Here is a 14,648-nt window from a genome sequence, read left to right on the forward strand (position 1 = left end):
CCGTATGAAGATATGCAGAAATGTATCTTCATACGGGATTTTTTGTTTAAAGATATCAAAAGCCTAAGGAGCGTTTAGCATTTCTTCGAATTTTGATAGGTAGTAGTCTACCATGTTAAAAGCATATTTTTTTCTAGCTAGGACAAACATAGAGAACGTAACCTGTACAGATACATATACTATCAGTGCAAAAGCTTATAAATTAATGGAAGGGGTTTTCTCGTGAGTTTATTTCATTGTGATTTTTTGAAAGACTTAATTGGATCTTATGTGAGAGTAAACAGGGGTGGTCCAGAATCTCAAAAAGGAACAATAATATCAGTATGTCCGGACTACTTCGTATTGCAGAATGAAAAAGGTGAGCTTTATTACTATCAACTTAGTCATCTAAAAAGTATTACAAAAAATGCGAAAGACTGTGGAGCAAGTGATTGCGATTGGGAAGATTGCGCATGTGCAGAAGACTTTGAAGCACTACTTCAAAGCTTCAAATATTGCTGGGTGAAAATTAATCGCGGTGGTCCAGAGAAAGTAGAAGGCATCTTACAAGATGTTTCGTGTGATTTCGTGACATTGATCGTAAAAGAAGAAATTATATTAGTTGCACTAAAGCATATTAAAAGCGTTAACTATAATGCATTAGCATGCGGAGAGAGCGATGAGAGCGACGATAGTAGTAAGGAAAGTAGTAGTAATAATTCAGGTCGCGCTCGTGCACAAAGACAATCAAGTAGAGGAAGATAATAAGAAAGGGGGATACGAAATTGGAGAGCGTATTATGCTGTGAGCAAATTAAGTGTTTAGTCGGTGAGACTGTAAAAGTAAATCTTCGTGGACCAGAGAGTCGAGTAGGGGTACTTGTATCGTTAGGAAGAGATTACCTTACATTACAACTTCCTCTTGGTGAATTAGTATATTACCAACTAAAGCATGTGAAGAGTCTAGTTAAGAAAGTGAAAGAAAGTAAATGTGGCGATTGCTATAGCTCATGTTTCTGCTCTGATGAGGATACTTTTTTGGATATATTAAAAGACTTGAAGTATAAGTGGGTAAAGATTAATCGTGGCGGTCCAGAATGTGTAGAAGGTTTGTTAAGTGAGGTACACCATGACTGTATTACACTAGTAAACGGCGATGAAGTTATTTATGTAATTAAGTCTCATATTAAGAGTGTGAGCCAAGTAGTGAAATGTAAAAAGAATGAAGAAGAATAATGTTTGATAAATAAGAGGGGCATTATGGTTGAAGGTGAAGAACGATTTCTTATTTCGGATAGTATGAAAAGGAAGTCCTTACTCTTAAGACGGAACATTGCCCCTGATTATTTTTTGGAATGGAGAATAGGAAAGCAAAAAATTTATAGGAAGGAGGATATAGATGAATGAGTTAAACAAAAGTATTGGAGAAAATATATACGTTAAACTAATCGGTGAAAAAAGATTTAAAGGTGTATTAATAGACGTAGGAAATGATATTGTTGTTCTTTACAATGGACAAGACTACGTATATATATCTTTATACCATGTACAATATTATAAATTTTTAAGACCATATGATGAGGAAATATCAAAACCAGATGTTGATTCTGTAATTAAGAGGGAATCGCCTTCTATTTCTTTGAGAAAAGTATTAAGCACTTCTAAAGGGATTTTTACAGAGGTTTATGTAGCAGGAAATGCTCCAATACATGGTTATGTTACAAGTGTAATGAACGATTATATTGTTTTTTATAGTCCAGTTTACAAAACAGTATATATATCTTTAAAGCATTTGAAATGGTTAATTCCGTATAAAGAAAATCAAGTCCCGTACGCCCTCAATAAAAATGAACTCCCCGTGAATCCATTAAATATTACGTTAGCTAGAACATTTGAAGAACAGCTTATTAAAATGTCCGGCAAAATCATGGTGTTCGATTTAGGTGAGGAATCTAATAAAATCGGAAAGATGGCAAAGATTGATGAAGGGCATATTGAAATATTAAAAGCACGTGATGCAAAAATGTATGTGAATATTCAACATGTGAAATCTGTCCATTGTCCGTAATCTAGTTGAAAGGGCTGGCTTTTTCTTTTATATGCAGAAGAAAAGGTCGAGCCTATTTGTTTAGCTCGATTTGAATATGAGAGGGAAAATGAATTGAATATAAATGTGTTAGTGTGACCTTTGAAGAGGAAATCTTGTGCAAAATTATAAAAAATATGTACGAGCCATTTTTTATATATTCAATTTATTTTTTTGTGGGAGAACTGCTCAACTAATATATTAAAGGGGTTTTGTTTGTGGAGCAGTTTCCAAATTCGTTATCGATTACATTACTTGGTAGTGCTGGTGGAGCAGCAAAAGCAGTTTTAGCAATTTTAAATCAAGCGATAGTAAATGAAAAAGACCCGATTTATGAAGCGATAAAGAATGTTACATTTCATTTGGTTGATATAAAACAAAAAGATAGGACTTATTATGATGAGTTGTTTCCAAATTTGAAAGATCAATTGTTTTTATATGAAATCGACCTTCAAGATGTAGTGAAATTCAAGCAACATTTGAAAGAAAAAAGTACGGGTGTTGTTATTGATGTTTCGGGGGCAGATACGATTAGAGTCTTAAGTTGTTGTAATGAACTTGGAATTTTTTATATTAATTCAGCTTTGGAAAATGAGGCAGTAGATCAAGACGATAGTTTAATCGGCTTTCAGCTTACGGAAAGATATACGAGGTTTGAGAAGGAGAAAGAGAAATTTACAAATACAAAAGCAATTATAGGCTCAGGTATGAATCCAGGTGTTGTTCAATGGATGGTCGTTGAACTTATGAAGGAACGTCCACAGGAAAAGCCAAGAGCATGCTATATAGTAGAACATGATACGTCATTTTTGAATGATACAGCACTGATAAAGCCTCATACACTTTATGCTTCATGGGCAGTAGAGCGATTTCTAGATGAAGCGATATGGAGTTATCCGATGTATATGAGTCATCATCGTCCCCTTTATTTTTATGAAGATGTATATGCTTCAGAGTATAGAGTAAAGTTAGGAGAGAAAGAGTTTTATGGTTGTTTAATGCCACATGAGGAAGTTTTAATTTTAGGAAAAAATTTCAACATGGAAGTTGGGTTTCTTTACCGAATTAACGAGTATACAACAAATGTAATTAGGCAGAATTTAGATAAGGTAGAAGATTTATGGAACTGGAATCGTAAAGTATTTAATCCAGCGGAAGAAGAAATTGCTGGCGAGGATCTAGTTGGTGTATTACTCGTTTATGAAAATAGCGAGACATATATGTATAACGTGATGAATAGCAGTCAAGTTTTTCGTAAATATAAAACAAATGCAACTTACTTCCAAGTAGGATGCGGAATTTATGCTGGCTTGTGTAGTTTACTGTTCGATAACTTTAAACAAGGTGCCTATTATGTAGAGGAATTATTATTAAATACAGAGAGTAAGTACGGGGAATATTTGAATTTATATATGAAGGATTTTGTAGTGGGCGGAAATGACTTTACGGATGGATTGCTACATGATCGGGTAAGATGGATATAAGTTGTGACGAAAAGGAAGGGGAAATCTCCTTCCTTTTCGTATGATAAGGTTACATCTTACCCTGAAAGCAATTTCATACTTATAATTTAAGGAGATAATATGTAGGGCTTTTGTATTGAGTATGAGGAGTATTTATATGAACAAATTTAAAAGCTTGATATATGAGGAAAGAGAAGCTTTTAAAGTATTTAAAAAAATTAACGGATTTGTTAGAGAAAATCGATAAAGCTTTTTACAAAACAAAGGAGAATGGTACGGGACTGGGGTTAATGATTACATATAAAATCATTGAGGAACATCAAGGAAGTATCGCGATTCAAAGTAGCATGGGAATAGGAACGAAAGTGGAAATTTTTTTACCGACAGCATAATGTGCTAGAGAAAAATATTTTTCAGAAAAGTGTTCTTGTTGTGTAAATATAAACATTTTATAAAATGTTTCAAGAAGGGTTTTTTTTATAAAATACTTCGTTTATAATGGAGGAAAATATCGACATGAGATTTGTTATTCATGTAACGGTTCGGTAGTGTTAGAGAAAGAAGGGGTGCACGCGCATCCTTTTTTCTATGCAGATATTATGAAAGAGGTGGTATGATGGAATTAACATTAAATTCGACTGTATGTTTACACACGATTCAATTTCGAAAAGAGCAAAAGAATTATATTGTAAAAGATACAATTACAGGAGAAAAATATGAAATGCCGCCACTTTGGATTGATGCATTGGCAATGATGCGTGACGGTTTTTTATTGGGGGAAATTGAGGAGAAATTAAAAGAAGAGTATCCAGACGAAGAAATAAATATGTTAGCATTTACGAGGCAACTGTTAGAGCTAGAGCTTGTCGGAATGGTAGATGGGGAAGAAATAGCTTGTACAAAGAAGAAAGAGAAAGATTATTTATCTTGGTTACGTCCTCGTGTCGAGCAATTCTTTCTTAGTTTAAATAAAAAAAATAGAAGCAAAGGTCAGTGATGATCTTTGCTTTTTTGTATAGTTTGTTTAAAAAATTACAGCGAATGCCCTTGCGAAAGCACCGTCGCTATCTTTAATTTTTAAAGGTGCCGCTGAGAAAAAGAAACGTTTCGTGTAAATGGCATTTAAGTTTGTTAAGTTTTCGATTAAATAGATATTATTCCCAAGTAGTATGTGATGAATTGGCGATGTTTCTGTCGTTACCTCATCAGGAGAGATGAAATCTAAACCGACAGATTTTACTTTTAATTGAACTAGTTCTTCAGCTAATTCTTCAGAAAGATAAAAAGCTTCTTTCTCATATGCTTCTGTATTCCATTTCGTAGATAGATTGGAATGGAAAATGACAATATCACCTTCTTTTATGTCAGCGTTGTGTAATACTTCTTTAGGTAGTTTTCGTTCTTGTACATGAGTTACATCAATAAGAACAGCTTCGCCTACAAATTGATCTAGGGGTAATTGATCAATAGTCGTTGCGCCTGAAATGAAATGAGCAGGAGCATCACAATGCGTGCCAACATGAACAACAGAATGAAAATCTGTAACTTGATAGCCTGTCTCTTCAACGCTTGTAATGGCTCCTAAATTGATTTTTGGTGTTCCAGGGAATTGGGACATATTGTTTTCAAATGTTTGTGATAGGTCAATTACTTTCATTTTAAATACCTCCAATATATGTTTTGAAATAAAAAAACTCACCTTTCATAATCAAGAAAGATGAGTTTTGTACACAATAGTTACGTTTTATCTTTCAAAATGCAATGCATTTTGCAGGAATTAGCACCTATTCAGTTTGTATAAACTGAGGTTGCTGGGCGTCAAAGGGCCGGTCCCTCTGCCTCTCTTGATAAAGACATATTAAGTTTTCGTTTCTGAATATTCACTACTTTTAAATTGTAATTCATTTCCTTTTTTCGTGCAATACAAAATAGGTATTCACCCAAATAAAGTTGCTCGCATATTGTAGCTTATGTAAATAGAATGCTGCGAAGGAGTGAGTGCAGTGACAGGGAATGTATTGAATTATTACGCTGGTGGAAATACAGCTAGAGGATTTCATAATTTATACGACGAGAATTTAAAAGGGCTAAACAGGTTATTTATTTTAAAGGGTGGTCCTGGGACCGGGAAATCTTCTTTAATCAAAGCAATAGGTCGCGAGTGGGTTGAAAAAGGATATGATATTGAATTTTTACACTGTTCTTCTGATAATAAATCGGTTGATGGTGTAATTATCCCGAAGTTAAAAGTAGGAATTGTTGATGGAACATCACCGCATGTTATTGAGCCGAAAATGCCAGGAGTTGTCGAAGAGTATATTAATTTAGGGGTTGCTTGGGACTCAAATAAATTAAGAAAGCAGAAGGTGGAAATTGAACGATTTGTTTCAGAAGCAAGCAAGGCTTTTCAAACTGCTTACGCATGTTTTAACGAGGCACTAGTTATACATGATGAGTGGGAGAAAATATATATTAATAATATTGATTTTAATAAAGCAAATGAACTAACCGATCAGCTGATTCAGAAGTTATTTACAGATAAAGGCGGGAAACAATCGCTTGTGAAACATCGGTTTTTAGGGGCAGCTACACCGAAAGGAGCAGTTGATTTTGTTCCTAATTTAACAGAGGGATTACCACATCGTTATTTTATAAAAGGACGCCCAGGATCTGGGAAATCAACAATGCTTAAAAAATTAGCTGTAACTACTCAGCTTCTTCAAATAAAAAAACAGGCCAAATACATGTTTCCGATTCGAAAACATGAAAAGAAAATACTCCAATAAGAGAAAGAATCTAGATCAAATAGAGAATTTCTCTTATGAAGTTGTGCGATTCAAAGGAACCGTTCCGGTTTCTATAACCTGGCCTATTGCTCGTAAGACAGATTGTTTTTGTTTTTTCATGGTAGTTATAAAGCTTCGTATCTGACAAAAGGATTCTGCGCCTTTCTTACTTCGAAAAGTCCCAGACACTTTCTGTTTGACTTTCGTCATTCGAATATCCCGTTCCGCTTGATTATTGTCAAATGGAATGTCTGGATGTTCCAAGAATGCTAGAATTCTATCAGCATATTTGACGAAGCGATTCCATAAATTTTGAGCAGGCGTCTGCTTTCCTTTCTTTTTTAATTTTGCAGAAAAGACTGGTTGTTCTTTCAATATGGCTTGATAGACAGTAAACAGATTCTGTTGCTTTGCTTTTGGCAGACTTCCTTTGTATTGTTTTTTCAGCGTTAAAGCTTGCGTGAGAAATTTCTGCATCTGTTGAGCCCATTTTTGCCCCGTACTATCTATAATTCCTTGCAAATCTCGTAAGAGATGGGCATTGCATAATACATGTCGACAATCTGTATACGCATCATACGATTTCCAACCATCATGCATCGCAATTCCAGAAAAAGACGGTAAAATTCCGCCTGCATCCATTGCTTCTTTTCCGCGTTTTTGATGAATATGTTGCAAGGTCACCTCCGGTGTACTAGCGGTATGTAACCATTGTGTTTTATTTTTTACTCGCATACCGGTTTCATCAAAATGGACAACAGAAGACTGAAGGATCTTGTCTTTTACTTCTTGAAGAAAGGGCTGCAATTGAGCCGAAAAACTGTTTGTATGATTGACTAACGTTCCTTCACTAATCGAATGCCCAAAATAATCTTGAAAGAATTCTTTCGTTCGTTTCAAAGAAAGACACTGATAATGCGTTAAATAGGGAATCAGTCTTTTTATATTTGGACCATATTGAACAGGACGAGAGACAGTAGAAGGAAATTGTGATTCTTGGATAGAATGGCAATGTGGGCATTCTTTTTGTGACACTTTATGTTCTGTCACTTCTATCTGGATAGGTGGTAAATCATACACTTGGCGAATGCGGTATCCTTTTACAGGTTCTTGGTGTAAGGAAGTGTTACAACAAGTACAATGTGTAGGAGAATAGGTAATCGTATGGTCCGGAGTCGTTGTCAAATAAAGCGTATGTCCTTTGTGGCCCAACTGGCCACCGGTTTGACGATGAGACGGTTTGCGCAAACTTTTTGTAACGGGCTTACCCAAACCATCTGTAGAAGGTGGATTATGACTATTTTTGGAGTTTTTTTTTGAAGCATTTTCTAGTTCTTGTATACGTTTTTCTAACTTAGAAAATGTTTCTTCAAATAAAGAAATAACAGCTTCAGGTCCTTTTTTATATGCATCTAAAATGATTTTTCGATGGATCATCCTATTCACCTCCCTGTTTGATATACTCAGTATTTACAAATGGGAGGCATATGAAACAAGTAAAATAAAAAAAGACACCAAAAGGTGGCTGAGTAGTTACAATTAGCTAAGGCAGCAGAAGAAAAAGGATTTGAAGTTGAAGTATATCATTGTGGATTTGATCCAAATAGTCTTGATATGGTTATCGTAAGAGAATTAGGGTTTGCAATTTTTGATAGTACCGCACCACATGAATATTTTCCGAGCCGCGAAGGCGATGAAATTATAGATATGTATGCCTTGATTGTGACACCAGGGACAGATGAGAAGTATGCGACAGAAATTCGTGACGTGTCGATTCAATATAAAGCAAAAATGAATGAGGCGATGTCTTTCTTAGCGAAAGCGAAATCAGTTCGTGATAAATTAGAACGAATATATATTGCTGCTATGGATTTTTCAAAAGTAGATGCATATAAAGAGGAGATTCAAAAAGAGTTTGAACGAATTGCGGTTAGTGTAACAGAAAAGAACAAGTAAAAAATAAAGGATTTTGGTAGGCTGTCGGGAATTTTCTGACAGCTATTTTAGTATGTAGTAAAATTAGCAGTATATTTGTCGAATTTCCAAGGAAATAATCAAAAAATGGAGAGGGTATGAAATGAGAGAGAAAATTAGAGTGGAGTTAGCAAGAATTGAACAAGAGAATGATGTGAAAATTTTATTTGCAGTGGAATCAGGGAGTCGAGCTTGGGGATTTCCATCGAAAGATAGTGATTATGATGTTAGATTCGTCTATATGCATCCGGTAGAGTGGTATTTATCAATTCATGATAAACGAGATGTAATTGAGTATCCGATTAGTGATGATTTAGATATAAGCGGATGGGATATTAAAAAGGCATTACAGTTATTCGCAAAGTCAAACCCAGCTTTACTCGAATGGATTCGATCACCGATTTTCTATTCGAAAAACACTCATTTTCCAGAACAGCTTCAGCAAATGAGTGATAAGCACTTTGATCCAAAAGCAACGATATATCATTACTTACATATGGCTTCAAAAAATTATCGTGAATTTTTGCAAGGTGAGAACGTAAAATTGAAAAAATACTTTTATGTATTGCGTCCTATTTTAGCTTGTAAGTGGCTAGAGGAGAAAACAACTTTACCACCTGTAGAATTCGATCGATTGATTACAGAATTATCGTTAGAACGTAGCGTATTAAATGAAATTGAACAGTTGTTAATAAAGAAAAAGGCAGGTACTGAATTAGATGTTGGATTAAAAATTGAGGTGTTGAATCAATTTTTAGAAGAACAAATTCATTACTATCAGCAATATGTAAAAGGAATTGAAAAGGGATCAGGAATCGATATTGAGAGTTTAAATACATTGTTTCGAGATATGTTGTTTGAAGTATACGAAAAAGAGCACAAGTGAGAGTTTGTGCTCTTTTTTTATTTTGTAGGAATAAAGAAAACAGATATAGCTGCAAGAAGACCCGCGAATGAGAATAAGTAAAAATTCCATGCTAAGTCATATTGCATTGTCATAATAATACCGACAAGAATAGGACCAGCAATCGCACCAACTCGGCCAAGTCCAAGTCCCCAGCCTAAGGAGGTAGCTCGGATATGGGATGGGAAGTATTGTGTTACATATGCATTTAATATTTGAGTAATACCGACTGATCCAATTCCAGCAAGGCCGATTAAAAGATAAATGATTGTAACAGATGGTTTAATTGTTAATAGTCCAATACATATAGCTGCCATAAGATAGGAGATGCTAATAACAATTTTAGCCCCTATACGATCCGCGATTGCTCCAGCAAATAATGCACCGATAGCGGCAGTAATATTTAGCATAAGTAAAAATGATAGACTAGATCCAAGAGGGTAACCTGCTTGGCGCATCATCTGCGGTAACCAAGTGTTTAAACCGTATATTAAAAACATTCCCATTATATAAGTAATCCAAAAAAGCAGCGTCGCTTTTATGTACTCTTTTGAGAATAACGTAAGAAATCCATTTTTCTTTCGTATATTAGGTGGGGCTTGACGAGTTTCCTCTTTTGCATTGAATTCAATTTGAAAACGATTAAGGATTTGTTCCACTTCTTCTTGTCGATTACGTGATAACAAAAATTGAATGGATTCAGGTAAATAACGAATTATGAAAGGAATGAGGAGTAGTGGAATCATTCCGATGCCAAACATAATTCTCCATCCGAAATCTTCTAACATAAACATAGACAAAATAGCACCTAACACGATACCTAAAGGATAGCCAGTAAACATAAGAGCATAAATAAAAGATTGTCGCTTTTTTGGTGAATATTCAACAGTAAGTGCTGAAGCTGTTGGAATAACACCGCCTAATCCGATTCCTCCGATAAATCGAGATAAACCAAATAATTCAGGGGAAGGAGCAAGTGCAGCAAGGCCCATTGTGATGGAGAAAAGTGCTAAACAGCATATAAGCGTCCATTTTCGTCCAATTAAATCTGTAATGGTTCCAACTAGAATAGCGCCAATAAACATCCCAAATAAAGCATAGCTAGCAATTGTACCAGCGTGTGCCGGTGAAAGTGCCCAGCTTTTGTCTTCTAGGAGCTTTGGCAGAACGGCACCGTAAATACCTAAATCATATCCATCAGCTAGAATGGCTAGCCAACAAATAAAAACAACAAGTTTTGTAATAGAGCTTGAAAAGATAGTTTTTGTAGATTCTAGATGAGGTGGAGCTGAAGTTTGCATAGTATTCTCTCCTTTTATTTATAGATAAATATATTATTTTATTTGATGTTAATATTTCCCTTCTTATGTCGAAGTTTATCTGAAAAGGTTTTATAACAAATAAAGAAGTTCAACAGGAATCCTGTTGAACTTCTTTATTTGTTTACTTATTATCAACTCGTTTTAACGGTTGATCTGCTGGACCTTCCATAACATCTCCCTCAATTGAAAAACGGGAACCATGGCAAGGGCAGTCCCAAGTACAATCACCATTATTCCATTCAACTTCGCAGCCGAGATGTGTACAAGTTGTATCGACAATATGTAATTTCCCATCTTTGTCCTTATAAGCACCTGCTCGTTTCCCATTAACATGTACGACAGATCCTTCACCAACTTCGAGATCTTCTGGCTTACGTAATGCGGTTTCAATCTTTCCTTCAATTAAATGTTTCGCAACATCAATGTTCTGGGAGAGGAATGTTTTTATATCTGGATTTGCATGGAAGCGTGATGGTGCATACAGTTCCTTATAGGGATTGTGGACTTTTAGAATGGAGTCCTTCAGTAAATGAGCGGCAGCAGTTCCAGTTGTCATTCCCCATTTACGATATCCAGTTGCAACAAATATATTTGGATTTCTTTCGTTAATATGTCCGATATAAGGAAGCTTATCTAGCGTGATTAAATCTTGTGCTGACCATCTATAGGGAATTTCATCTACTCCAAACGTTGCTTCCGCAAAAGAATACAGTGCTTCGTAATGAAGCATCGTGTTTATTCCTTGTCCTGTTTTATGACTTTCTCCGCCAATTAAAATTAATTGTTCTCCATTGTTTGTTGTATAGCGTAAGGAGCGTTTTGGATCATCAATACTTAAATACATGCCACCTGGATAATCTGTTTTTGCTTTAATGGCAAGAGCATAAGAGCGTTCTGCGTACATTCGCGTAAAGAAAAAGCTATTCGCATCATAAAAAGGAAAATGTGAACAAGAGACAACATATTCACAAGTGATGCGATGTCCGCTCTTTGTAATGACTTGTGGATAATCACCCTTTTCCACATCAATAGCTGTTGTTTGTTCATAAACTTTTCCGCCCATCTCTACAAACTTTTCTAAAAGTGTTTTCAAATAAAGAAGGGGATGGAATTGGGCTTGATTTTTCATGACAAGTGCAGATTGTACTGGAATTGGAATCGATAGAGATTGAACATAGTCACAAGGTATATTTAATTTTTGATAGGCTTCATATTCTTTCGATAAATTTCTTAATCCATTATCAGTAGTTGTATATAAAAATGAATCTTCATTTGAGAAATTACAGTCGATTTTATATGTTTGCACAGTTTCATTAATAAATTGTAGAGCATGATTATTTGATTCATAGTAAAGCCCGGCTTTTTCCAAACCGAAATGATTTATTAATTCGTCATAAATAAGATCATGTTGCGCTGTTACCTTTGCTGTTGTATGCCCAGTCGTTCCGTTTAAAATAAGACCAGAATCAATTAAAACAACATCGATGCCTTCTTTCGCAAGTAAATAGGCAGTAGTAATACCTGTAATACCAGCACCGATAACAGCAACTTTCGTCTTTATATTTTCGGATAAAGGGGGAAAAGCAGGGATTTGAGTAGATTCAATCCAATAAGATAATGGGAATTGTGGAAATGTATCGCTTGTCATTATAGAAACCTCCCGATTTTAGAACAATTTTCCTTTTAATATTTCCATAAGATATGAAATTCATGTGTGCTGTTTTAGAGAGAGTCTATTTTTATTAAAAGAAAGATAAAATTATTTCGAAATAATTATTTGGTATTGTCGGTATGAAGAGATAGGAGTTGTGTAAAGCTAGATTCAGGTGAGTTTATTTGTTGTTTACACAGAGATTTCTTGAATAAGGTAGAGTCTATAGTATGTCAGCATATGTATATGCATAATGGGTAAAACCTTATAAAATCTATGTTTTTTCTTTAGTGGAATAAAGTATGATTATAAAAATATAACCAACTTTTATTACTAGGTCATAAAAGTTGTTGACAATATGGAAATTCTATTGATATGATTCATCATGTGGAAAGGTTGATAGAGAGTAAAAAGAGAAATGTTTTTCATTGATAATAAAAGCGAAAAGATAAGTGACGATAGAGTGAGTATATTTTCCTTATACATAGATGCTTTTTAATCAGCTAGTAAAATCAATCTGGAAGCAAGAATTGATATATGTAAGTTGCGCAAGACGCGGCATAAGAAAGGGGCAAAAGGATGAAGGAGCTTCATACGTTTGGGTGGTATGCAGCACGTGTATCACCACATTTGCCGAAAAAAGCATTTAAACCAGTTCCTACACGTTTATTTGGTGGACTGGCTTATTTGCTTGTGGCATTGGCGGGGTTAATATCGATTGGTGTATTTGAATTGAATATGTGGGCGAATCTAGGAATTGCGATTGTTCTTGGATTATGTTTTGCTTCACTTGGATTTTTAGGACATGAAATTTTACATGGAACTGTTGTAAGAAAAGCATGGCTTCGTGATTTTTTAGGCGCGATAGCATTTATGCCATTATCAACTGGCCCGAAGCTTTGGAGAAAGTGGCATAATGCAACGCATCATGTTCATACACAACATGAAGAGAATGACCCAGATGCATGGCCTACACTTGAGAAACTGAAAAAGAGTAAGTTTTTAAGCTGGGTATATCACATGCCTCTTCATGTTCGTTCATTTTTTAGTTTTCTGTCACTAACCATTCAATTTACGTTACATTCGACTCGAATGTTCTTTCACTTTATAAAGGATTTTAAGTCATCCAATCAAAAATCTGTATGGCTTCAACTTCTTTTGCCTTGGACTGTTTGGATTAGTTTATTGTTTATTATGGGACCTGGAAAATGGTTATTTGCATATGTAATTCCATTGTTAATTGCTAACTTTATTGTAATGGCATATATCGCAACAAATCATCGCTTAAATCCAATTGTTCCAGTAAATGATCCGTTAGCGAACTGCTTATCAGTAACAGTGCCGCGCTGGGTAGACGTTTTACATTTCAATTTCTCATATCATACAGAACACCATTTGTTCCCTGCTATGAGCTCTAAATACTATCCGTTAGTAAAAGAGAAAATTAAAGAAATGTGGCCGGAACGCTATCATGAGATGCCAATGACAAAAGCTTTGGCAGCGCTATGGAATACACCACGTGTGTATTATCAAGGAAGTGAATTAGTGGATCCGCATAGAGAGCATTTCTATGGTTCTTTAGGAAATGGACTAGATCCTCATAATATTTCATATCGTGAGGAACATATAGAGGAAGAAGAGAGTATTAAAAAAGTAAATCAGTAAAAATTGATATATTTTGCAGTGAAAAAGCAAGCCATTTCAGGCTTGCTTTTTTTTTATAAAGAGACTTCTTTTTTATTCTTTTTGCTAAATTGAACTGAATTTGTTTCTTTTCTTTGTAATCGTTTTTCTAAAAGATTAACAAAATAAGTAAATAGAAGAACAAGTACGAGGTAATATAAACCAACGATTATGTATGTATCTAATTGTTGGAAGTTACTTGCAGCAATTGATAAACCTAATCCCCATAATTCGGACAATCCTACATATGCAACGAGAGAGGAGTCCTTTAATCCAATAATAAACTGATTTCCTAAAGGAGGAAGAGATTGACGAAATGCTTGCGGTAATACAATACGGCGCATTGCTAAAGAATAAGGCATACCTAAAGAACGAGCAGCTTCCAATTGTCCACGGTCGACAGATTGAATGGAACCGCGGAAAATTTCAGTAATATATGCACCGTTATGGATTGCTAAAGCAATTGCTCCTGCCCAAAAAGGAGTGAAGACAATAATCGATGTAATACCGAAATAGAGAATGGCAATTTGAACAATTAAAGGTGTACCACGAATAATGGCGATATATACATGAGCAATACTATTTAAAATCTTATTGTTAGAGATTCGAAAAAAAGCGAATAGTAATCCAATTAGTGAACCAAGTAATAGGGATGTTAGTGTTAATTGTAATGTGACAATAGTAGCCTTTAAGAGTGTGGGATAAGTAGACATAAAAATTTCAAACATATGTGTCACCTCATATTGTATGGATTTTGGTAGGGAATGAAATACCCCACATAAAAAGTGGGGCATAATGTAT

General features: G+C 35.0%; 12 protein-coding genes, 3 pseudogenes and 1 riboswitch. Of the genes and pseudogenes, 10 read left to right on the plus strand and 5 right to left on the minus strand.

The features are described 5' to 3' along the window. Positions 1–222: 222 nt before the first annotated feature. From QCI41_RS19970 to QCI41_RS19995, 6 genes and pseudogenes are all read left to right on the plus strand, one after another. Positions 223–744 (plus strand): spore coat protein, encoded by a 522-nt coding sequence (locus tag QCI41_RS19970; RefSeq protein ID WP_353836858.1) that lies wholly within the window; start codon positions 223–225, stop codon positions 742–744. A gap of 20 nt (positions 745–764) precedes the next feature. Next, the gene (locus QCI41_RS19975) at positions 765–1,214 is read left to right on the plus strand and encodes a hypothetical protein (RefSeq protein ID WP_060486893.1); all 450 of its coding nucleotides are present in this window, start codon (positions 765–767) and stop codon (positions 1,212–1,214) included. Between the two features lie 163 nt (positions 1,215–1,377). Next, complete coding sequence (locus QCI41_RS19980; protein WP_001004279.1) at positions 1,378–2,046, plus strand: LSm family protein; 669 nt, start codon at positions 1,378–1,380, stop codon at positions 2,044–2,046. 236 nt (positions 2,047–2,282) lie between these two features. Next, complete coding sequence (locus tag QCI41_RS19985; protein ID WP_353836857.1) at positions 2,283–3,548, plus strand: S-adenosylmethionine decarboxylase related protein; 1,266 nt, start codon at positions 2,283–2,285, stop codon at positions 3,546–3,548. 209 nt (positions 3,549–3,757) lie between these two features. Continuing rightward, positions 3,758–3,919 (plus strand): annotated as a pseudogene (locus QCI41_RS19990) (ATP-binding protein); the annotation flags it as partial. A 224-nt stretch (positions 3,920–4,143) separates the two neighbouring features. Continuing rightward, positions 4,144–4,524: a hypothetical protein gene (locus tag QCI41_RS19995; RefSeq protein ID WP_353836856.1), complete on the plus strand. Its 381-nt coding sequence runs from the start codon at positions 4,144–4,146 to the stop codon at positions 4,522–4,524. Positions 4,525–4,551: 27 nt separating this feature from the next. Here QCI41_RS19995 and QCI41_RS20000 read toward each other — a convergent pair whose 3' ends face one another. Then, a complete protein-coding gene (locus QCI41_RS20000; RefSeq protein ID WP_353836855.1) occupies positions 4,552–5,184 on the minus strand; it encodes a cyclase family protein in 633 nt (210 codons plus the stop codon). 84 nt (positions 5,185–5,268) lie between these two features. Beyond that, a riboswitch (SAM riboswitch) is annotated at positions 5,269–5,381 on the minus strand. Between the two features lie 149 nt (positions 5,382–5,530). On the opposite strand from QCI41_RS20000, the pseudogene QCI41_RS20005 reads away from it, so the two are divergent. Further along, positions 5,531–6,229: pseudogene (locus tag QCI41_RS20005) on the plus strand (PRK06851 family protein); the annotation flags it as partial. A 117-nt stretch (positions 6,230–6,346) separates the two neighbouring features. Here QCI41_RS20005 and tnpC read toward each other — a convergent pair. Next, entirely contained in the window at positions 6,347–7,750 is a 1,404-nt protein-coding gene (gene tnpC, locus QCI41_RS20010) for an IS66 family transposase (protein WP_353836579.1), read from the minus strand. Positions 7,751–7,849: 99 nt separating this feature from the next. On the opposite strand from tnpC, the pseudogene QCI41_RS20015 reads away from it, so the two are divergent. Further along, positions 7,850–8,269: pseudogene (locus tag QCI41_RS20015) on the plus strand (hypothetical protein); the annotation flags it as partial. A 121-nt stretch (positions 8,270–8,390) separates the two neighbouring features. Next, positions 8,391–9,173 (plus strand): nucleotidyltransferase domain-containing protein, encoded by a 783-nt coding sequence (locus QCI41_RS20020; RefSeq protein ID WP_353836854.1) that lies wholly within the window; start codon positions 8,391–8,393, stop codon positions 9,171–9,173. Positions 9,174–9,190: 17 nt separating this feature from the next. Here QCI41_RS20020 and QCI41_RS20025 read toward each other — a convergent pair whose 3' ends face one another. Both QCI41_RS20025 and QCI41_RS20030 read right to left on the minus strand, forming a co-directional pair. Further along, a complete protein-coding gene (locus QCI41_RS20025) occupies positions 9,191–10,492 on the minus strand; it encodes an MFS transporter (RefSeq protein WP_353836853.1) in 1,302 nt (433 codons plus the stop codon). A gap of 142 nt (positions 10,493–10,634) precedes the next feature. Beyond that, entirely contained in the window at positions 10,635–12,161 is a 1,527-nt protein-coding gene (locus QCI41_RS20030; RefSeq protein WP_353836852.1) for an FAD-dependent oxidoreductase, read from the minus strand. A 582-nt stretch (positions 12,162–12,743) separates the two neighbouring features. Between QCI41_RS20030 and desB the strand changes: the two genes are divergently transcribed. Continuing rightward, positions 12,744–13,829 carry a Delta(10) desaturase DesB gene (gene desB / locus QCI41_RS20035; protein ID WP_046958867.1) on the plus strand — a complete coding sequence of 362 codons (1,086 nt, stop codon included), beginning with the start codon at positions 12,744–12,746 and terminating at the stop codon, positions 13,827–13,829. A 53-nt stretch (positions 13,830–13,882) separates the two neighbouring features. Here the strand turns inward: desB and QCI41_RS20040 are convergent, their stop codons facing one another. Then, on the minus strand, positions 13,883–14,575 hold the full coding sequence (locus tag QCI41_RS20040) for an amino acid ABC transporter permease (RefSeq protein ID WP_353836851.1): 693 nt from the start codon (positions 14,573–14,575) through the stop codon (positions 13,883–13,885). Between the last annotated feature and the right edge of the window lie 73 nt (positions 14,576–14,648).

Source organism: Bacillus cereus group sp. MG4 (assembly GCF_040460055.1).
Taxonomy (GTDB): Bacteria; Bacillota; Bacilli; order Bacillales; family Bacillaceae_G; genus Bacillus_A; species Bacillus_A wiedmannii.

Excerpts from the sequence above, each read along its gene's own strand:
- QCI41_RS20025 (WP_353836853.1), bottom strand. The coding sequence starts at position 10,492 with ATGCAAACTTCAGCTCCACCTCATCTAGAATCTACAAAAACTATCTTT.
- tnpC (WP_353836579.1), bottom strand. The coding sequence starts at position 7,750 with ATGATCCATCGAAAAATCATTTTAGATGCATATAAAAAAGGACCTGAA.
- QCI41_RS20000 (WP_353836855.1), bottom strand. The coding sequence starts at position 5,184 with ATGAAAGTAATTGACCTATCACAAACATTTGAAAACAATATGTCCCAA.
- QCI41_RS20030 (WP_353836852.1), bottom strand. The coding sequence starts at position 12,161 with ATGACAAGCGATACATTTCCACAATTCCCATTATCTTATTGGATTGAA.
- QCI41_RS20040 (WP_353836851.1), bottom strand. The coding sequence starts at position 14,575 with ATGTTTGAAATTTTTATGTCTACTTATCCCACACTCTTAAAGGCTACT.
- QCI41_RS20020 (WP_353836854.1), top strand. The coding sequence starts at position 8,391 with ATGAGAGAGAAAATTAGAGTGGAGTTAGCAAGAATTGAACAAGAGAAT.
- QCI41_RS19995 (WP_353836856.1), top strand. The coding sequence starts at position 4,144 with ATGGAATTAACATTAAATTCGACTGTATGTTTACACACGATTCAATTT.
- QCI41_RS19980 (WP_001004279.1), top strand. The coding sequence starts at position 1,378 with ATGAATGAGTTAAACAAAAGTATTGGAGAAAATATATACGTTAAACTA.
- desB (WP_046958867.1), top strand. The coding sequence starts at position 12,744 with ATGAAGGAGCTTCATACGTTTGGGTGGTATGCAGCACGTGTATCACCA.